The sequence below is a fragment of the Dyella sp. PARNA 12/25 genome (assembly GCF_055702865.1).
On sequence record NZ_JBVQCI010000004.1, the window covers coordinates 71,713 to 89,885 of the forward strand.

Consider the following 18,173-nt stretch of genomic DNA (forward strand, 5'->3'; position numbering starts at 1 on the left):
GTGTAGCGAACTTATGAACCCATCAGAGCGCATTGACCAGCTCATCGCAGAACTCACCGACTGGCGCGGCAAAACCATAGCCAGCATTCGCAACAACATCCTCGCCACTGATCAGGACATCGTCGAGGAATGGAAATGGAAAGGCAGCCCGGTGTGGTATCGCGACGGCATCATCGCTGTCGCCAATGCCCACAAGGCCAAGGTGAAAGTCACCTTCTATCACGGTGCACATCTCGACGACCCCGACAAACTGTTCAATGCCGGACTAGAGGGTAACGCGTGGCGAGCCATCGACTACCTCGAAGGCGACAAGGTCAATGACCGCGCCCTGCAAAAGCTGATCAGAGCTGCGATCGAGTACAACCAAAAGAAGCCTAAGAAAAAGCCGACGGCAGCCACCCCAGCGAAAGCGGCGAGAAGCAAGAAGGCATGAGGTGGGCGGGCCACACTTCCGGCAATATCGCCACGGTGATGCGACTTGAGCGTCGGCTCCCGTTGATGTCGCTTGAGTGATACCCAAGGGGCGCTTGAGGTGTCCGTCTTCGACCCAGAGCGGAACTTTCGCGGGTAGTGATCTGAGATACTTACCGTGCAGTTACGCTATCAAGTACAAGGAGGTGCCTATGAAAGTGCTGACTTCCTTTGGAACGTCATTCCTGAGCGCATTGGCAACCGTTATCGTGCTGATGCTTGTGTTCGCCTTATTTGATACCCACGCGTTCAGGCCTTTGGTTGGTGTTGGCATTGCGACTGGCATCGGGCTAGCCAATGCTATCCGCGCATGGAAAGGTTTGTCCTTGAACACCTTTGCCTTGCTAGTGGCCGTCCTGGTGTCGCTTGGGTCTGCAATGGGCAGCTGGTTCTCAAATGGATAGATGTTGTTGAACAGCGTGAGAGGTCCGCTTCCGACCCGAAGCGGACCTTGTCATGATCGATTTCCCGGTAGGGTTTCAAGCCAAGAGGGATGGAGCGGCACATGAGCACTAAGGCCAAATGGATGCTGATTTGGGCTGTGATGCTTATGGCGGGAGCGGGCCTCATAAGTTCGGCGATTCATCATTCGGTATCCGGCACGCTGGTCTCTTCCGGTGGCCTTCTTGCTGGAATATCCCTTCTCCTGAACGTCCGTCTACTTCTCAATAAAGTCGATAAGATTCCTGTCGCCGCGAAGTCAGCTGGTTATGATCGACGCAGCCACTTCTACTCTAGAGCAGCCGCTCTACTACTGTTCGCGGGCATGCTGGTTGCGCTTCTCGGTCACTAGCCGCCGGGCGAGTTGATGCGTCCGCTTCCGACCCGAAGCGGACATCGTTGCCGAGCGAATTGAGACTTCAATGGGAGGGGGTATGGGGTTTCCGCTGCAAACTAAGAACCTTCGGCGCCTTAATCGGTTGAGGTCACTTCTGTACATCTTGATGGCTGTGATTGGCTTCGTGGCCTTGGGTATCGGCTTGCTCACGAGACACTCATGAAGCTGTTTGGTTACGAAGAAAGGAATGAGCAGCAAAGGCAGCCCTTGCGGCTTTCGGAAGCAAGCATCCTGACGAGCTCGATCGAACTCAGGGCAATCGCTAAGGTGCTCGCAGAGTTGGCGGACGAGATGGAGAATCAAGGCTTCGGCCATGTGCACCTCTCCGATAGGCTCCAGGGCCTAGGTGATGATGTGGACCTGATCGTGGTCAAGGCTGAATAGCCAAAATCTGAGGGTCCGCTTGCGACCCAAAACGGACACTTCGATTTCTCAATCGGATCTTAAGCAGAGGCCCGCCAAAGGAGAGGCAATGCCAAACCTATCCCACCGTGAATCTGGGCTTCCTAGGCGGGCCCTACGGCTTGTCCGGTGGCTGGCGTTTATTCCGGCTGCGTGGGAAACATGGGGTGTTCATGGATTGATACTCAAAGCCTTTGGCGTGCCGATGAGCGATTACGCCGTCTCGGTCAACGACAGTGACCTGCTTGCTTGGGCGGTTGCCGGCTTGCTAACGCCCATATGTGTCGTTGCTGTTGGTGCTTGGGTCTACCCCAGCAAGACCAAGATATGGCCAGTATTGGCCCTGTGTGCGCTCTGTATATATGCCGGAGTAAGCGTTCTGCAACATGCAGGCACGCTTGGAGGAATCGCACGTCCTTTAGGCTTGAATGGCGTTCTCACGATTGGCATTTCGGTTGCGATTGCGGGTGGTTGGCTATTCGTATCTTGGTGGCGACGTCCCAGTCATTGAGGGCAACGGAAGCATCACGCAAACTGTCTTGGAGTGTCCGCTTTCGACTGCGGATTCAGTCGGTCGATGCAACACTCCTTCCGCTTGGGCGTCTATAGTGTGTTGCATCGACCGACTGAATCCGCAACCCATAGCAGACCTTACGAAGAAGTACACCTGCGCCACCAAGGGTTTGATGGATGAGCGAGCCACCGATCCAAAATCTCGAAAACATTGATGTTCTTGGGCGCCGCAGGGATGGAGGCATCGACCTTGTCATTGTGGTTAGCGGCCCTTTGCGGAATACGGCGGATCACCTCGATCGAGTTGAAAGGAAGGTTCGGGGCTATGTCGACGAAATCTCATCATTTGGGTTTTCCGAGCAATTCCCTGCCAATGGAGTCTTGCGACAGATTTTGCTTGCCACCGAGCACACCCTCGATCCGGCTGTTCTTGCCTTGATTGGCTCGCTTCGGCACATTGCCATGAGTGCTGGTGCGGCCTTGGAGATTGTTACTCCCAGTTACTTCTCCAACGACCAGCTCCGACATGTTCAAGGATTAGCGGACTAACCTACATGTCCGTTTTCGACCCGAAGCGAACATAAGAGATCCGGTATGTGGCACAGGTGGAATCGTTCAAATGAGCAACGTCGTCTCTATCGATTATGAGGATCGCTTCGTCGGCAGTTGGAAGTGCTGCGACGGCTTTTCGGATATCACTTTCCATGTTGCGGCCATGGACGGATCTTTCACCGTGTCCGTTGATGACCCCGACAGGGAGTCGGTTCCGGAAGTGTTTGGCGTTCTGTATCAACCTGCCAAACGAACGCTGGAGTTCTCGGTTCACTGGAGTCACACGGGGCGGTGCGTGAAATATCGCCTTATCCCTTCACCGATAAACGGGCGCGTGGATGTGACCTTCACTTATACGGCTCAAGAGCTTTGGGAGCGGATAACGTGACCGTTCCGAAGGGCCGGCTGGGAAATCGCTGATCGACAGCCATGTCCGCTTCCGACCCGAAGCGGACCTAAACCACACGTGAGACAGGTTAGGTTCGAGATGGAAATCGAGTGCGTGGAACTTCCTCGGAAAGGCGCGTCCCTCCATAGAGGGATGGGAGACTTTCAGCTTCGCACGCCCGGTGGTGAGCATCGGGTGGAGGTTCTCTATCGGGGTGAGCCGCCCCATGGCGATTCTTTCCATGAGATCGTCGTTGATGGCGTTAGCCTGCCGGGTTACGCATGGGGATGTAACTTCGCTTGCACCGAAGATGATCGCTATCTGGCATTTAGCTGGATGGAAAGACGAATCGAACGCATCACGGCCGTAGTCGACATGGCTGATAGGAAGTACTTCCTTTCGCCAACTTATATCTACGATTTCGTTTTCAGTTGGCCCAGGCTAGAAGGTGTTGGCAAGTATTCGAATTTGTCATTCGAATTTGTGGGCGACGAGCACTGGCTCAGCTACGTCCGCTGCCGTCCCGAGGACGATATTTGCTAACGTTGAATCGTCCGCTTCCGACTCGAAGCGGACATCGCCGCTATCGACATGTAACAGGCATATATTCGAAAGTTGGCCTTGCTAACCGCGATGGGCGAGTAACTGGTCTGCGACCGGATCCGGATGCTCTTTCCCGCTAAGCCAGTGAGTGAATCAGCAGAAGGTTGCCTTTCCGCTGAGGGTGCCCAAAAAACAAAAAAACCGCCTGCGAAGGCGGTTTTCTTTTCATCCTGCACGCGACTGAGTAATGCGTTAGGAGGTCACTGCGCAGCGGCAGTAGAGGTGGCATCCGCCGGCTCGCACGTAAAGACTACCTCGGCTTCCGCGAAGTGGCCGCCGCCGCCAATCGCCCAACCTTGGCCCATGCCAGCAACTCCCTGCTCTGCCCGCTGCCCGCTGCCCGCTGGCCGATTCCATCACGGCCTCGGTCCCGGGTTTCTTCTCTACGCAATATGCGTTGGCGATCTTCATCGCCTTGGCCTGCAACTTACCTGGCGATCCGAAAACAGTGTTGGCGCGACCGCCGATCATGTAGCGCCCCTTGCCAAGCGGGGTGACATCGGACAGGCCGGCGTGCGCCGATAGAGATGCCAGCGCGAGGGCGCTGGCGATTACGATGGTACGGGCGTGCATGGAAAGAGTTACCAGGGGGGGAGTTACGACCCAAGAACTATGCATTACCGTCCGTGCTTCTTCCCCCCTCCTTATGGAGGGGAAGACCGCCCCGCGCGTGTCGCGCGGGTATGCGACAGCGCGCCTTACTTCATGTCGCGGAAGTTCAGCCTCAACTAGAAGAAGGTGTTTCGAAAGGATCTGAAAGTTTCCATGGAGGGCTTACGAAAAGAGTTGGGCGAACCCATATTTGAGAGCGCCATCCATGGTGCCAGGACAATGTTTGAACGGATCGAAGCTAGCAACGAAAATTACTGACCGTGGCTCGTGACTTTTACCGCCTGGCAAAGGAACTGTGCCCCGATGCAAAATTCGTGAAGATTGGCCTCGACTATGAAGCCAATGCGCAATACACGCCCCACGTCGTGATTTCACAAGCAGCTCGTCGATGCCTAACCATGGTGGGTCGCCATCAGGGCGCAGTCCAGGCCCGATCCAGGATGGTGAAAAAGGTCCGCTACCGACCCGAAGTGGACCTAAAGCTGTGAGCAATGGAGAGAGGCTTGTGATGATGGCCGAACGGCCTGCAGAGGCTGGATGCCCGCTTGCGTTGGAGGTTCGGGAAGGGCGCGGGGATCACGTCTCCGACCAGAACGAGTAGCCGCCAAAGGCTTATGCGCCACTCATTGACGAGTTGAGACGGCGGTGCCCAGGCTACCGCGATGACGAATACGGTCGTGTCCTAGCGGACGGTTTGTTCAATAGTAGATAGCGTCCGCTTCCGATCCGTTGCGGACGCTTCACAGTGGTTCAGTCGAGAATCGCGAGGGGCGGAACGGGTGACAAGATCGCAACTGCGATAAAGGATCAACGTGCTTCTGTCAGGGAACACGCGAGCGAAATTACCACTCGCCCCATTTGCTTGGTTATCGCCAAATTGCCTGGCTGCCGATGATTGCTTTATATTCACGCCGTTGATTCGACACTTGGCGGGTTGACCGACGCCCAGCATGCAGAGGTCGAGCCGCGGCGGTGCAGGAGGCAGGCATGGGATCTTTTGCCAGACCCGAGTCAAAGCCCGATCAATCGAAGCGCGACGCAGCGTTGATGCGAAGCTTCGCTCCACGCTCGGTGCATGAAACGCTTGCCGCTCCGGGCCGCTCGCTCGACACCGACTCGCAGCAGAAGTTTGGTGCCGCGTTCGGTTTCGATTTCAGTCGCGTCCGCATTCACGATGATTCGCAAAGTGCACGCTCCGCGGATGACGTCGCTGCACGCGGCTACACCGTTGGCGAACACGTTGTCATGGGCCATGACAGCGATGCGCACACGCTTTGCCATGAACTGGCGCATGTTGCGCAACACCCCGCACCGAACGGTATTCCTCTGCATTTGCCTATTGGCGATGCACAGTCCTCGCAAGAGACGACCGCGCGCCATGCTTCAGAAAGGGTGATGGCCGGTGAGCACGTGCGGGTGCCGCCCACCCATGGTGTCGTTACCCTTCAGCGCGATCCAAAGCCGGGCGATCAGGGCGCAAAGGCCGGAGACGACAAAGGCGAAGCAAAGAAAGAAGCGCCCGAGCCCACGCCGTGGCTCACGCTGCAGGCGGAGGGTCTGCTTCAGTACTCGCGCTTCTACACCATACCCGCGCCGCCGCCCTGGATGCTGGGCGCACAACTTGCCGCGAACGTCCAATTCCACAGCGCTCCCAACAGCAGGGGATTTGAACTGGCGCTGGTTGGCCAGTACGGACGAATCATGAAGTGGCATAGCAGTGCGACGGCTCCCGGAAACCAGTGGTCTGGAGCGCTGCAGCCTTCGTATCTCATTATCAACACCGGCAGCACGCAAGTCGCCTTGTTCGGTCAGGGTGGATTTGCCTCCACTTCGTCCAGTGACCCCGCTCTAGTCGGCAAACAGTTCAGTCTGCTGGGCGGCGCGCAGGTCACGCAGGATATCGTGCCGATGGGGCCGCTGAAGTTGCAAGGCGTGGCGTCCCTGGCTGGCGGCGGGGCGTGGTCAAAAGGACCGACGGATGATCGCTATGCCGGGGCTCTCACGTGGCAGGTAAGCGTCGGATTCCAGATCGCCTGGGACGCGGTGAAGCGCAAGCCAGCGCCGCCTCCGGAAAGAGTGGAAGTGAAGGTGCCCGAGGAGGTGAAGTCGCCCGTTGAGGTTCCCAAGAAAACGGACGATCAACAGAAGTGCACCGGCCCCACCAAGGAGACTACGAATCCGCCAGAGAACAAACCTGCTGATAAGCCCGCCGACAAGCCCGTCATTCCGCCGCCACCATCCGACGCCAAGTTTTTCTTCGCCAAGGATCGCCCGGCGCACGGCGCGGGGAACGACGGAGGAGTTTTAGTAAGTGGCGATCTCAAGACCCTCAAGGCGCAAGTTGAAAAAGCGCTGACCGCTGATGCGCAATTGAAGATTTCCATCTTGGGAGCCGCCTCCATCGAGGGGACCGCTGATTACAACTGTGATCTTGGATTGCGTCGCGCCGAGTGGCTGCGGCAGCAGCTGAACGTGCCGTTGGCTCGCGTTGCCGATCCCGAATCAGAATGGCTGGCAGGCGCTTGCGTCGATCACAACGGACTGGTCAGCTTCGGTTCCACCAAGGCAACGGACACCACGGACGAGTCAAAACGCGCCGCAGATCGCTACGCCGTGGTGCACTTCCACCGCGGAAAGTAGCTTCCGTCGGGTCACGTCGCACGTGCTGCCGTTGACGGGGGACTCCGGCATCGGGCGGCACGAAACAGCTGAGTTTTCGAGCACGAGACGCTTCGAAAGGTGGCCCGTCAGGGCCAGGGTTGGGATGATGTCGGGAGTGCCCCTTTCCTACTCTCCAGCGGCCTTCCAAGCACGGCCATTGTCGAAATGGATCAAGCTGATTCGTCGTCTTTGTAAGCACCGCTGCCGGGAGGAGCACGATGAGGGAGTTGATCTTGAAGATGTCCATATCCATCGATGGCTTTGTGGCCGGCCCGGATGGTGGAATCCAATGGATATTCGATACTCGCGATGACAAGGCGGCGCAATGGGTCGTCAACACCATCTGGGACGCGAGTCTGCACATTATGGGCAGCCGCACCTTTCAAGACATGGCCGCCTACTGGCCGACGTCCACGGATGTGTTCGCGGCGCCGATGAACGAAATTCCCAAGGCGGTGTTCTCTAGGCAAGGTACATCGACGCTCACGGGGACCAACACCACGGCCGCGCTGAGTGATGCCCGTGCCCATGCTGGGCGCGAGCAACGCGGTACGCTGCAACCTGGCGCCGAAAGCTGGGCACAAGCCCATGTCGCCCATGGAGAGTTGCGCGAGGAAATTTCGAAGCTCAAGGCCCAGCCAGGCAAGCCTATCGTTGCCCATGGCGGAGCCAGCTTCGCACGCAGCCTCGTCGCCTCAGACTTGGTCGACCAGTACGTCTTGCTGGTGCACCCGGTTGCGCTTGGCAAGGGTTTGCCGCTGTTTGCCGGCTTGTCAGCACCTAGAATCTTCAAGCTAGTGAGTTCCACAACATTTCCACGGGGTACCGTCGCGCAGGTTTACCGACCGGCGTAGTCCTTGCCAGGCATGGTCAGTAAGGTTGGAATGCCCGCTTCGGACCTGTGGTGGACCTTACAGATCCGAGCAGAGCGAGCGTTAAGGGTTGCAACACCAGATTCTGATTCGGATGGCACTGAAATGTTTTTCGGCGCATAACAGAATCCACACTTGGGCTATGCCGAGTCACACCCCAAACTTGGTGTAACCTGAACGGGAACGGCAAGGGAGGTCGAACAAATGGCTGCAGAGTCTGCCTCTGCTGCGTGGATTGCGTTCGATACGGTCCAGATCGACACCCTGGGCCATCGCCTGTTTGTTGATGGCGAGGAGGTCGGGCTGGAGCGCAAGGCGTTCGCCGTACTCGTGCTGTTGGCACGGGAGCCAGGCCGCGTCTTGAGCCGTGACGAGATTCTCGATGTGGTCTGGGGGCATAACCACGTCACGCCCGCTGTACTTAGCCGCATCATCGCGGTTTTGCGTCACGCGCTTGGCGAGAGCGGCGAAGAAAGCCGTTACTTGCATACCGTGCATGGGGTCGGCTTTCGCCTTGATGCCGAGGTGCGATTCGGTCGGTCGCGTGAAGAGTTGATGACGGGCGGCGCGTTGGCGGGCACCGAACCCACATTCGTGCCGACCCTCCCCAGAAATGTCACGGCGCTACCGGTGGCGGCGGTTGCGAAACCGACAACACCCTCGCGACCCGGTGAGATGCCTTGGTTCAAAAGACCACTCTTTGCAGCCGTGATCTCGGGATTGTTCGTGGTGGCGGCCGCGCTGCTCGGTTGGCATCAGTTCGGGCGGCACCCTGCGGAAACGGTGCCGGTGGTCGATCTCAAATCCATAGCGGTGCTGCCATTCGAGAGTCTCAGTACTGACGAGAACAACGCCTACTTCGCCAGCGGCATGCAGGACATGATTCTGACCGAGCTGGTGGGCATCGGCGGACTCAAGGTCATTTCCCGCACCTCGACCGAGCGGTACCCGAGCCATCCTGAAGACGTGAAATCCATCGCGCGACAACTGGGCGTCGCGACGCTGCTGGAGGGCACGGTGCAGAAGGCCGGTGATCAGGTGTTGGTCAATGTGCAGCTGATCGATGCAAACAGTGGAAACCATCTTTGGGCCAAAGCCTATACGCGCACGCTGGATAACGTTTTCAATGTGGAAGGCGAAGTCGCGCAGAACGTCGCAGAGGCGCTGAAGGTGGAGCTGACATCGGCCGAGACCGCGCGAATCGACAGCGTGCCGACCCGTAACGCTGTCGCCTACGACCTGTACCTGCAAGCCGGCGCGCATGCCAATCGCGCCTACGATGATCCATCGATGTCATCGTCCGAGCTGCCCACGGCCATATCACTGTATCAACAGGCCCTGGCCAAGGATCCGAACTTCGCATTGGCCGCGGCCGGCCTGGCGCGCGCCCATATGCATATGTACTTCTTTGCACCCGATCGCACCAACACGCGGTTGGATGAAGCGAAGGCCGCCGCCGATCACGCCTTGGCGCTGCAGCCGAATCTCGGTCAGGGGCATTACGCGCTGGGGTTGTACGACTACTGGGGGCACAGGGACTATGCCGGAGCAACCACGCAGTTGGCGTTGGCGCGGCAGGCCTTGCCAAGCAGCGCCACGGTCGAGCTACTTATCGCTGCGATCGCCCGGCGACAAGGTCGTTGGGATGAAGCGATGTCGATGTTCCGCGAGGCCACGGTGCTGGATCCACACAGTGAATTTGCGTTCAACCAACTCGGCGTCACTTACCAGAGCATGCGCCGTTACGCAGACGCCGACCGGGCCTACGCCGCTGCCCTTGCAGTGAGTCGAAACCCGAACGGCGAGCGCGTGTCACAAGTCTTCAACGAGCTGATGTGGAAGGGCGATACGGCGCCGTTTCGCGCGATGGTTGCGGCCATCAAACCGGGTACGGACGCTTATGCCGGCAATATCATGGGCATCTATTTTGACCGCACGTTGGCGCACGACTATGCCGGCGCCGCCAAGATAGCTGCCGCGGACAAACGGGAGAATTGGGACGATGCGGACAATATCGCTTTGCCCCGACGCTTATTTGTGGCGTGGGCCCTGCAGGAGGCGGGCGAGACGGCTAAAGCAACCGCAGCGTTTACCGAAGTGGCGGAAAGCACTCGCACGGCCCTGATTGAGCGGCCAGATGACGCTGACCTGCATCTCGCACTCGGGTATGCCTATGCCGGGCTTGGGCGAAAGTCGGAGGCTGTCGCTGAAGGCGAGCGTGCCGTTGCCTTGATGCCGGTCGCCGAGGACGCGATCACTGGAGCGGATATGCTCGAGCACCAGGCGCTGCTCTATGTGCAGGTCGGCCAGCCTGATCAAGCTATTGCCCTGCTCGACCGCGTGTTGTCGATGCCTGCGGGTGGCGTCATTTCGAGTGCCTTACTCCGGGTCGATCCGGTATGGGACCCGCTCCGCGCCGATCCACATTTCAAGGCGTTGCTGCAGAAGTACCCCAGCAGCAGCTAGTCCGCCGTTTACGTCATTCGATTCGATGGCACGCGCTTCTTCGGGCCTGTTCGGCCGAGGGTTCGGCATCCCTTGTTGGTCGTCGCGAGCGCGACGAATCGTGAGGTCTGTATCCCATGCAGAGTACGGCGTCGTGAGTCCGCACCAAGATCAGTCTGCCATGCGCTGGCGCGACGGGTATCGGTGATCAGTCGATCGTAAGCATGTTCGCGCTGTCTGCTTCGACACGAAACCCTGAGGCTTTCATCGCGCGCACCAAAGGTGGTGATCCGTTGGGCATGGTCGCGCCGGGCTATCGCGCCGACCCGATCCTCTCTGCGGACAATCCACTCGACACGCTTCGCACACTCCGTACGCCCATGGGTGTGATGGCGCACGGCCAATGGTGGGATGCCAACGCACTCAAGAAGCTGACTGACAACGTGCGCCAGAGTTACCAATAAGCGTCGGAGACTCTCTGAATTCGGTACGCCGGTTGGGTGTTGGTTTTCGGCGCTAGACGCTCACGTTGCCGAGTACCCCATCAACGAGCGTCAAGGCATTTCCGCCGATCCAGATATCGCGGCCACCGGCATTCACGTGAATGGTTCCGGCGCGTCCCAGCACTCGGCCTTGATGGATCACATAGTGGTCAGGCGCAAGCTGATCGCTGTTGAGCCATTGCGCCAGACCGGCAGCGAGGCTACCAGTGACTGGGTCTTCAGGCATGGCGTCGCCAGCGATAAAGGCGCGCAGTTCGAACGCCGCACTGTCGTGCTCCTGGCTCGCTGGCCATCGCGCAAAAATCCCGACGGGGGTGTCCCCAAGCTGGGCTAAATCGGGCTTTGCGCGAAGAACGACGTCAGGGCTCGATAGGCGCAAGGCAAGCCAGCCGGCACCGTTATCCACCCATTGCGCATCCAGCACATCATCCGTGTCCACGCCCAGCGCGTGGCAGATGATCATCACCTGTGCTGCTTCTACCCGGCCCGAGCGCAACAGTGGTGGTGCCGTGAATGCAAGCCGGCCCGTCTCCCGTCTTATGCGCACCAGGCCGACGCCGCACTCTTGAATGATCTCTTCGCCCTTGGGTTTGCCACCGGCTTCGAGCCACGCGTGACAGGTTCCCAGGGTAGGGTGTCCGGCGAACGGTAGCTCATGCAGGGTCGAGAAGATGCGGACTCGATAGTCGGCGCTGGGATCCACCGGTGCGAGCACGAAGGTCGTTTCGCTGAGGTTCGTCCAGCGCGCGATGGCCGCCATCTGTACTTCGGAGATGTCATCGGCATCCAGGACAACTGCGACCGGGTTGCCCTTGAAGGGCTGGTCGGAAAACACGTCCACTTGCTTGAACGGACAACGGAACACAGCGAACTCCTCGGGTGATCGCCACAAAGGCAGAAAATCGTACCCGAAGGATGCAAGGGCCGGTTGCCCGGTTCGGCAGATCGGCCGTCAGTCGTCCGCAGTGATGCCGTGCACGACGCCCGGAGCCTTGCCGAATTGGGAGGCCAAACCATAGGCGATGGAGCCGTAGATGGTGATGCCGAGCAGTGACAGGAAGATCAGCGCGACCGTCGTTCCGGTCGGTTTCTTCAGCTTCAGTTTTTTCATGGTCATGTGGCGCTCGGGGGATAGCCCGCGCGAAGGCTCTGGATGGGGATGGGAAGTCTGACAGCTGGCTGGATCAGCCTTGTGCGGCAAGGAGGCGCATGCGGCAAAATGCTCGTAGCCACATCCAGGCATTGACGGTGCGCAAGTTTTTTCGTTGGACGGCCAGTTGGCTTCTGTGCTCAATGCCGCGTTGGCACTTCCGTGAGGGTAAAAATCCCTTCGACCAGCATGATCTTGAGCGTCGCCTCGTGCGGCGTGTTTGAGAACACGCATACCGGTCTTGCAGTTGCGAGCTCCTCCCACAACAAGCATTCCACGGGCATGGCCTCGCGAACCAGGTTGGGTAAGCCAGGGGCGAACAATAGCGGGGGCTCGTTGAATGGCCAGCCACTGGGGTGTGTCACAAGGGTGGCGTGCTCTGCGTGACCTAACAGCATCGCGTGGTTGTCAGGCCATGCCGTGGGCACAAACATTTCCCGCCCCAGGACGGCGCGATAGATGGCTTGCTCGATGCGGCACCAATACAACGCTGCAGGGTCGTGCCGCAGGTCGTTGGCAATGAATTGCAGGAACGCGATTGCTTCCTCCGCACCAAACGCGCCGCGGCCGCCGCCTCGATCCACCCAGGCGTCGATCAGCACTTTGCGTCGCTTGAGTGGCAGTGCAGAGAGTGTGTGTTTCGCGAGCAGGCTGACCCGCCCCTCGCACCATGACCGTTGTATGCAGCGGGTAAAGGCGAAGCCCGTGCTCGCCAGCAACGCATCCAGTGATGCGCGTCCTTCCGATGGACGCTCACCGCCTTTTGCATCGGGCGTTGATGACTCGGATAGGGCCTTGCCAAGGGTCGCCTGGAAATCACGAAGCCGCATAAATCCTCTCTTGCGGCGCGTGGTGGCGCAGCCAGATATCGCGCGCGCGTTCCAGGTTGCGGGCAATCTTGCCAATGCCCAGCTGTATCGCGTACGGCTCGAGCAGCTCAAACACCACGCCGCCAACATTTGGGCAGCGGGGCAGTGTGTGCTCCAGAAGATCCCAGACCACGTCAGGCACAGCGCTATCGTGGGCGTCGGTCCAATAGCCGCTATCCCAATGCCCGCCGGCGACATGAATCTCCACCACGCGCTCGAGCGCGAAGTGCTCCACGGCGTCAAAGGGATCAAAGCCGCCGTTGATGGCATTGCAATAAAGATTGTGCAGATCAAGCAACTGACCACAGCCAGAAGCGCCCGTGATCCGATTCATCAGCGCGAACTCGTCGGCTATCGCGGGTTCACAGGGTAAGTCGGTGAGGTAGTGGGCCGGATTCTCCAGCAGAAACGGCACGCCGTAGCGTTGCAGCAGCGTTGTGCTGCGCATCGTCACCAGATCGGCCGCCTCTTGTGTCATCGGCAGCGGTAGTGGCGTGCCGGTGGGTACGTCGTTGCCACTGGCATCCTCGTAAGTCTGGAAGTGGAGATGCTCGCTGTGCCACAGGAATGGCCAACGCTTCTGCAGGTCGTCCAACATATCGAGGTAGGGCAGGTTCCATCCATGCGCCGAGCCGATGGACAGTTCAACGCCGTGCACCACCATCGGAAGCTCAGCGCACGTGGCGCGTGCTTGATCGTAACGTTCCGGCGTAAGCATCAGCGCTCTACCGCTGGGCGTCAGTTGTTCGCTGCATAGCGTCTCAGGTGTGAGCTCTACGAAGTCCAGCAAGTCCGAGGTATAGATCTCCGCTGGCAAACCGATGATGTAGCCCAGGCCAACGCCGAGCGCACGTGGAGGCGCCCCGGCGAACCGGGACGCCTCTCCACGCAATGGCATGACGACGGACAAGGCGACACCTAGAAGCCTTGCAGCTGCACCGACGTGGCGCCGTTCTTCGAGAAGTCGGGTGCCGGGTCGGACACGAAGTCGACATGCAGGATGGCCAGCCGACCACAGTGCAGGCATCCGCTGACTTTGAAGATCTCATCAACGACCGCGTGCACGCGTTCGCTGGTCTGGCCGCGTGGATCCAGCATCACCGTGGCATGCTGGGAACGGGAAGAGTGTGCGTTCATGGTTCGCTCCTAAGGAAGAGTCCGGCGATGGCGCAGCGCTGTCCGCACTGCCGGTAGGTGCGGGCAGGTCGATGAACTCTGGAGAGATGGTTCGGTGCGGGGTGGGAGGGCACCAGGCGCGCTGTGGCGCATCACGGGCAGATTGTACGCAGCGCCCGTCGCAATGCGATCTGTCATTCGCTAAAGATGAGCACGGCTCTACGGCGTAGGAAAGCGCTTACGCCGAGAGCCGTGATTCGCGAAGCGCAATGGGTCCGCTTGATGCATGCAGTTTTGAGGTCTTTTGCACGTGGGCTCCGATGACGGGAGCCCACGTGCGATCAGCGCCGCCATCCATGCAACCCAAACACAGCGGTTGCCGGTTGGCGGCCAGGTAACGTCAATGTATTTCGCTATAGCTCACCGGAATCCACTGATAGCCAGCGCCCGCTTTGCGGATGTGGCCAAGGCCCGGGAACGATACGTGCGCGGCGGCAATGAGGTAGCCATGCGCGTCGGCATCAGCCAGCAGTTGCTGGCGTGCTTTTTCCGCAAGCTGCACATCCGTGTCGAAGCTCATGCGCACATCCGGATGGGGGATCTGCAGCTCCGCCACGTGCACCGTATCGCCCCAGACAATCATTTTCTGGCCCTTGCTTTCCACCACGTAGGAGGTGTGGCCAGGTGTGTGGCCAATAAGATTGACGGCGCGAATGCCGGGCACCAGATCCGTGTCGCCCTGGAACGGCTTGAAGCGATCAGCTTGCATATACGGACCGAGCATCGCGGCGGCGCCGTCAAAGCGTTCCTTCAGATCCGCCGGCGCCTTCTCCCTGTTCGCCTTGCTCAGCCAGTAGTCCGCTTCGCGTTGGTCGGCACGCACTACCGCATTGGGAAACATCCGCTTGCCATCCACCGTCAAGCCGCCGATATGGTCCGGGTGCATGTGGGTGATATAGATCTCATCGACCTGCTCAGGCTGATAGCCAGCCGCTTTCAGGCGATCGGCCAGTTCGCCCAGGGTGGGCCCAAGCGAGTGGCCCGCACCCGTGTCGATCAACACCAGCTTGCTGCCGGTGTTGATGAGAAATGCGTTGAAGGTCATCTCATAGGGTTGCGGCTTGTACACCGCATCCAGGGCCTGATGGATCTTGTTGGGGGTCGTGTTCGAAAGCAGCTTCTCAATCGGTAGCACCAGCGTGCCATCCGAGAGCGACGTCACCTCGAAATCGCCCAGCATCATGCGGTAATACCCGGGTGCCGAAGTCTTCACCATCGGCGCCGCCGCGTGAGCGATATCCGGTGACGCCGCCATCATCGCGCCGCCAAAGATCAGAGCGGCTGCCAGAGCCGCGTGCGCGAATGCTTGCCTTGTCTTCATCATCTGTTCCTTGCTGTATGAGGTGACTGACTTGCGGATACCTGACGCGATCGCCGCTTGTTACTATCCATTGGATCCCTGTCCTGCCGTTGACCCCGCGTTTGATGATCGAGCTAACGACAGGTTTGGTCGCAGGCCGTCAGGTGACGTGCGACATGGTTATGCTGCGAAGGATTTCAAGCGCACGTTTGCTGACAACGTGTGATGTCCGTCCGCTTTCAGAAGTGCTTTGACATGGGTGTGGAGTAAAGCGAATGGAACCTAAGACTGATGTTTGGGAGCGGGTGAAAGAGTTTGCGACGCTGCTTGCCCGCGAAGACGAGCCGGAAAGCTATCGAGTCAACTACAACGCCTTCAATGACTATTGTGTAGCGCAAAGTCTTGGCGGTTATAACCATCCGTTCCTGTGGGAAACCCTCGCGGATTTCACGCTGGATGATGACGCCGCCATTCCGCTTTATCTGCGTGCGCTGGATCTTTCCGGGGGTGATGAAGCGCGTGAATACCGCGTGTCGATACGGTTTGCACTGGCAGAGCGCTACAAGAGCAAAGGTGACGTGGCGCTGGCGCGTCAGTACGCCATCGAGGCGGACGATGAAGCCAGGGAAACCGACGACAGGGAATTGAGGCGAAGGATAAGCCGCTTCCTGTTGGCGCGAGAGTAAGGGCGAAGCGGGGTCGGCTTTCATGCTCGCGGCAAGGCAAGCATTCCCAATCCCATTCGATCAGGTCGATTGCACGCCCGCCGGGACTGCCGGCTTGCCAATCACTTCGCACGCCATGGCGTAAACGCGCCTCGCGAACACCATGCCGATAACAAACTTGGCCTTGGCGTCCGCCTCAAGCTGCAGGTCGCCCTTGGCCATCTCGATGCCCATGGTGAGCGTGTTGTAGAGATCCCTGATGCTGTCCTGAAACGCTTCGTTGATTGCTTGCTGCTCATCCATCGCGTGTTCTCCTTGTATGTTGGTGAGGTAAACATCAGGTGGTCGATGCCTCAGTGGAGGCGATCTGAGCAGGCGTAGCCTTCTTTTTGCTTACCGTGGCATGGTTCTCGTCAGCCAGGCCGCTCAGGCGATCGCAGGTCATCCATCGGTTTTGCCGATGCCGTGTATCGAAAATTCCCGTTTCTTTGTTGGGGTGCCGATGGATTACAACGTCGCTCCCATCAAGGAGATCTGCCATGCAAGACACCCAGAAGGCCTCGGAGCACGTGCTTATCGTGGGCGGAAGTTCGGGTATGGGCCTGTCATTGGCTGCGACGCTGCTTGCCGACGGGGCAAGGGTGACCATTGCGGGGCGCACGCAAGAGCGTCTCGATGAGGCCCGCCGCCAACTACCACCGAGTTCGCAACTTTCGACCGTCATGGCGGATATCACTAAGGAAGACGAGGTGGTCGAGCTATTTGCACAAGTAGGGCCGCTCGATCACATCGTGACCACCGCAGCGACGCTCGACGGCGTCTACCGTTTGTTACCTGAGCTCGAGCTGCCGGCGATTCGCCGCGCGATCGATTCCAAGCTGTTGGGTCCATTGCTGTTGGCGAAGTACGGTGCATCTTCATTATCCAGCCACGGCTCCATCACTTTCACGTCCGGCATCGCGGCTTATCGGCCTGCCGCGCGGGGTTCCGTCGTTGCCGCCGTCAACGGCGCGCTGGCGTCGTTGGCGTATGCATTGGCCATTGAACTCGCGCCGATACGCGTGAATGTGGTGTCACCCGGTTGGGTGGATTCACCAATCTGGGCGGCGGTCGCGGGCGACAAGAAAGCCGAGATGCTTGAGGCGATGGCGCAACGTTTGCCGGTAGGGCGCGTCGGGCAGCCCGCCGATATTGCGCAGGCAATTCAGTTTCTGATGCGCAACGGCTTCGCTACCGGCACCGTGCTACACGTCGATGGGGGTCATCGTCTCGTGTGAGGCCTCGGTGTCACCCAGCACCTCCATGAAGGTCTGCAGCGCCGGCGTGGGTATCGCCTGCTGGCGCCGCAGCACATGGATGGCTGCGGAACGTTTGGTGCCATGCCAGGGGCGCATCAAGATGCGCTTATCCCGAATGGGAACCGCCATGCGAGGCATCAGGGCGCAGCCTGCACCCTGTGCCACCATGGCGCAGATGGCTGCGAGGCTCTCGAACTCGCCGACGATGTTCGGCGCGACTTCACTGCCACCCAGGGTCGCCTGATCAAAGATGCGTCGATAAGTGCATCCTTTTGCGGTCACCAGCAAGGGTTCACCGCTGAGATCGGCGGGGCAGATGGTCCTCTGTTTTTTCCAGTGATGGTGCGCAGGTGCGACGACCACCAGCTCGGACCTATCGACGACGATGCTGGCAAGGCCGGGCTCCGGCTCGGCATCAAAGACCACGCATGCGTCCAGGTCGCCGCGACGGACGCGAGCAAGCAGATCGCCGGTGCCTGCCACTTCGACCTTCAAGGTCACGCCAGGCCGCGCTTGCCGCAAACGCTCAAGGGGTGCCGACAACCAGTGAGCGCTCAAGGTCTCGAGTGCGCCGAGCGAAAGCTCACCGCCTGCCACCGAGGTACCGGCAACGGCACGGCGTGCTTCGCGGTCCAGCTCCAGCAAGCGATCTGCATACTCCAGCAGTCGATGGCCCGCCTCAGTCAGCCTCAGCTTGCGGCCGGACCGGTCAAACAGCGTTGCGTCCAGCTCGGTTTCCAGCAAGCGGATCTGTTCGGTCACGCTGGATTGAGCCAGATGCACCTTCTCGCCTGCCCGCGTAAAGCTCAGCGTGGAAGCGACCGCCACAAAGGTGCGTAGATGTCGAGGCTGCAT

21 protein-coding genes are annotated in these 18,173 nt (G+C 59.3%); 13 read left to right on the plus strand and 8 right to left on the minus strand.

Annotated features, from left to right (window positions below):
- Positions 1 to 13: 13 nt before the first annotated feature.
- From AC0GUR_RS10610 to AC0GUR_RS10660, 11 genes are all read left to right on the plus strand, one after another.
- Positions 14 to 433, plus strand: coding sequence for a DUF1801 domain-containing protein (locus tag AC0GUR_RS10610; RefSeq protein WP_472877446.1), 420 nt, complete (start codon positions 14 to 16; stop codon positions 431 to 433).
- A 190-nt stretch (positions 434 to 623) separates the two neighbouring features.
- Complete coding sequence (locus AC0GUR_RS10615; RefSeq protein WP_472877447.1) at positions 624 to 875, plus strand: hypothetical protein; 252 nt, start codon at positions 624 to 626, stop codon at positions 873 to 875.
- Positions 876 to 976: 101 nt separating this feature from the next.
- Positions 977 to 1,264 carry a hypothetical protein gene (locus AC0GUR_RS10620; RefSeq protein ID WP_472877448.1) on the plus strand — a complete coding sequence of 96 codons (288 nt, stop codon included), beginning with the start codon at positions 977 to 979 and terminating at the stop codon, positions 1,262 to 1,264.
- Positions 1,265 to 1,468: 204 nt separating this feature from the next.
- Positions 1,469 to 1,693 (plus strand): hypothetical protein, encoded by a 225-nt coding sequence (locus AC0GUR_RS10625; protein ID WP_472877449.1) that lies wholly within the window; start codon positions 1,469 to 1,471, stop codon positions 1,691 to 1,693.
- Between the two features lie 708 nt (positions 1,694 to 2,401).
- Positions 2,402 to 2,773 carry a hypothetical protein gene (locus AC0GUR_RS10630; RefSeq protein WP_472877450.1) on the plus strand — a complete coding sequence of 124 codons (372 nt, stop codon included), beginning with the start codon at positions 2,402 to 2,404 and terminating at the stop codon, positions 2,771 to 2,773.
- Between the two features lie 70 nt (positions 2,774 to 2,843).
- Positions 2,844 to 3,164, plus strand: a complete 321-nt coding sequence (locus tag AC0GUR_RS10635; RefSeq protein WP_472877451.1) for a hypothetical protein — start codon at positions 2,844 to 2,846, stop codon at positions 3,162 to 3,164.
- A 99-nt stretch (positions 3,165 to 3,263) separates the two neighbouring features.
- On the plus strand, positions 3,264 to 3,707 hold the full coding sequence (locus AC0GUR_RS10640) for a hypothetical protein (RefSeq protein WP_472877452.1): 444 nt from the start codon (positions 3,264 to 3,266) through the stop codon (positions 3,705 to 3,707).
- 1,644 nt (positions 3,708 to 5,351) lie between these two features.
- Complete coding sequence (locus tag AC0GUR_RS10645; protein WP_472877453.1) at positions 5,352 to 7,019, plus strand: eCIS core domain-containing protein; 1,668 nt, start codon at positions 5,352 to 5,354, stop codon at positions 7,017 to 7,019.
- Between the two features lie 239 nt (positions 7,020 to 7,258).
- Positions 7,259 to 7,894, plus strand: a complete 636-nt coding sequence (locus tag AC0GUR_RS10650; RefSeq protein ID WP_472877454.1) for a dihydrofolate reductase family protein — start codon at positions 7,259 to 7,261, stop codon at positions 7,892 to 7,894.
- 222 nt (positions 7,895 to 8,116) lie between these two features.
- Complete coding sequence (locus AC0GUR_RS10655; protein ID WP_472877455.1) at positions 8,117 to 10,378, plus strand: winged helix-turn-helix domain-containing tetratricopeptide repeat protein; 2,262 nt, start codon at positions 8,117 to 8,119, stop codon at positions 10,376 to 10,378.
- Between the two features lie 203 nt (positions 10,379 to 10,581).
- Positions 10,582 to 10,821 (plus strand): hypothetical protein, encoded by a 240-nt coding sequence (locus AC0GUR_RS10660; protein WP_472877456.1) that lies wholly within the window; start codon positions 10,582 to 10,584, stop codon positions 10,819 to 10,821.
- 52 nt (positions 10,822 to 10,873) lie between these two features.
- On the opposite strand, the gene AC0GUR_RS10665 is transcribed toward AC0GUR_RS10660, so the two are convergent.
- The 6 genes from AC0GUR_RS10665 to AC0GUR_RS10690 form a co-directional block, all read right to left on the minus strand.
- Positions 10,874 to 11,725, minus strand: coding sequence for a PhzF family phenazine biosynthesis protein (locus AC0GUR_RS10665; RefSeq protein WP_472877457.1), 852 nt, complete (start codon positions 11,723 to 11,725; stop codon positions 10,874 to 10,876).
- A gap of 87 nt (positions 11,726 to 11,812) precedes the next feature.
- Positions 11,813 to 11,977, minus strand: coding sequence for a hypothetical protein (locus AC0GUR_RS10670; protein WP_472877458.1), 165 nt, complete (start codon positions 11,975 to 11,977; stop codon positions 11,813 to 11,815).
- Positions 11,978 to 12,150: 173 nt separating this feature from the next.
- On the minus strand, positions 12,151 to 12,840 hold the full coding sequence (locus AC0GUR_RS10675; RefSeq protein WP_472877459.1) for a hypothetical protein: 690 nt from the start codon (positions 12,838 to 12,840) through the stop codon (positions 12,151 to 12,153).
- On the minus strand, positions 12,827 to 13,789 hold the full coding sequence (locus tag AC0GUR_RS10680; protein ID WP_472877460.1) for an MbnB/TglH/ChrH family RiPP precursor modification enzyme: 963 nt from the start codon (positions 13,787 to 13,789) through the stop codon (positions 12,827 to 12,829). Before AC0GUR_RS10680 ends, AC0GUR_RS10675 begins: the two co-directional genes overlap by 14 nt.
- An 8-nt stretch (positions 13,790 to 13,797) precedes the next feature.
- Positions 13,798 to 14,016, minus strand: a complete 219-nt coding sequence (locus AC0GUR_RS10685; protein WP_472877461.1) for a hypothetical protein — start codon at positions 14,014 to 14,016, stop codon at positions 13,798 to 13,800.
- Between the two features lie 379 nt (positions 14,017 to 14,395).
- Positions 14,396 to 15,376, minus strand: a complete 981-nt coding sequence (locus AC0GUR_RS10690; protein WP_472877462.1) for an MBL fold metallo-hydrolase — start codon at positions 15,374 to 15,376, stop codon at positions 14,396 to 14,398.
- Positions 15,377 to 15,630: 254 nt separating this feature from the next.
- Between AC0GUR_RS10690 and AC0GUR_RS10695 the strand changes: the two genes are divergently transcribed.
- Positions 15,631 to 16,041, plus strand: coding sequence for a hypothetical protein (locus AC0GUR_RS10695; RefSeq protein ID WP_472877463.1), 411 nt, complete (start codon positions 15,631 to 15,633; stop codon positions 16,039 to 16,041).
- 60 nt (positions 16,042 to 16,101) lie between these two features.
- Here the strand turns inward: AC0GUR_RS10695 and AC0GUR_RS10700 are convergent, their stop codons facing one another.
- Entirely contained in the window at positions 16,102 to 16,323 is a 222-nt protein-coding gene (locus AC0GUR_RS10700) for a hypothetical protein (protein ID WP_472877464.1), read from the minus strand.
- 236 nt (positions 16,324 to 16,559) lie between these two features.
- On the opposite strand from AC0GUR_RS10700, the gene AC0GUR_RS10705 reads away from it, so the two are divergent.
- Positions 16,560 to 17,297 (plus strand): SDR family oxidoreductase, encoded by a 738-nt coding sequence (locus AC0GUR_RS10705; RefSeq protein WP_472877465.1) that lies wholly within the window; start codon positions 16,560 to 16,562, stop codon positions 17,295 to 17,297.
- Here AC0GUR_RS10705 and AC0GUR_RS10710 read toward each other — a convergent pair.
- On the minus strand, positions 17,265 to 18,173 hold the full coding sequence (locus AC0GUR_RS10710; RefSeq protein WP_472877466.1) for a LysR family transcriptional regulator: 909 nt from the start codon (positions 18,171 to 18,173) through the stop codon (positions 17,265 to 17,267). The two genes, AC0GUR_RS10705 and AC0GUR_RS10710, sit on opposite strands and share 33 nt — an antisense overlap.

Bases quoted from the DNA above. Each gene is read 5' to 3' on its own strand.
- AC0GUR_RS10695 (WP_472877463.1), top strand. From the start codon at position 15,631: ATGGAACCTAAGACTGATGTTTGGGAGCGGGTGAAAGAGTTTGCGACG.
- AC0GUR_RS10690 (WP_472877462.1), bottom strand. From the start codon at position 15,376: ATGAAGACAAGGCAAGCATTCGCGCACGCGGCTCTGGCAGCCGCTCTG.
- AC0GUR_RS10620 (WP_472877448.1), top strand. From the start codon at position 977: ATGAGCACTAAGGCCAAATGGATGCTGATTTGGGCTGTGATGCTTATG.
- AC0GUR_RS10705 (WP_472877465.1), top strand. From the start codon at position 16,560: ATGCAAGACACCCAGAAGGCCTCGGAGCACGTGCTTATCGTGGGCGGA.
- AC0GUR_RS10610 (WP_472877446.1), top strand. From the start codon at position 14: ATGAACCCATCAGAGCGCATTGACCAGCTCATCGCAGAACTCACCGAC.
- AC0GUR_RS10615 (WP_472877447.1), top strand. From the start codon at position 624: ATGAAAGTGCTGACTTCCTTTGGAACGTCATTCCTGAGCGCATTGGCA.
- AC0GUR_RS10630 (WP_472877450.1), top strand. From the start codon at position 2,402: ATGAGCGAGCCACCGATCCAAAATCTCGAAAACATTGATGTTCTTGGG.
- AC0GUR_RS10710 (WP_472877466.1), bottom strand. From the start codon at position 18,173: ATGCAGCCTCGACATCTACGCACCTTTGTGGCGGTCGCTTCCACGCTG.
- AC0GUR_RS10640 (WP_472877452.1), top strand. From the start codon at position 3,264: ATGGAAATCGAGTGCGTGGAACTTCCTCGGAAAGGCGCGTCCCTCCAT.
- AC0GUR_RS10625 (WP_472877449.1), top strand. From the start codon at position 1,469: ATGAAGCTGTTTGGTTACGAAGAAAGGAATGAGCAGCAAAGGCAGCCC.
- AC0GUR_RS10655 (WP_472877455.1), top strand. From the start codon at position 8,117: ATGGCTGCAGAGTCTGCCTCTGCTGCGTGGATTGCGTTCGATACGGTC.
- AC0GUR_RS10635 (WP_472877451.1), top strand. From the start codon at position 2,844: ATGAGCAACGTCGTCTCTATCGATTATGAGGATCGCTTCGTCGGCAGT.
- AC0GUR_RS10670 (WP_472877458.1), bottom strand. From the start codon at position 11,977: ATGACCATGAAAAAACTGAAGCTGAAGAAACCGACCGGAACGACGGTC.
- AC0GUR_RS10685 (WP_472877461.1), bottom strand. From the start codon at position 14,016: ATGAACGCACACTCTTCCCGTTCCCAGCATGCCACGGTGATGCTGGAT.
- AC0GUR_RS10700 (WP_472877464.1), bottom strand. From the start codon at position 16,323: ATGGATGAGCAGCAAGCAATCAACGAAGCGTTTCAGGACAGCATCAGG.
- AC0GUR_RS10660 (WP_472877456.1), top strand. From the start codon at position 10,582: ATGTTCGCGCTGTCTGCTTCGACACGAAACCCTGAGGCTTTCATCGCG.
- AC0GUR_RS10675 (WP_472877459.1), bottom strand. From the start codon at position 12,840: ATGCGGCTTCGTGATTTCCAGGCGACCCTTGGCAAGGCCCTATCCGAG.
- AC0GUR_RS10650 (WP_472877454.1), top strand. From the start codon at position 7,259: ATGAGGGAGTTGATCTTGAAGATGTCCATATCCATCGATGGCTTTGTG.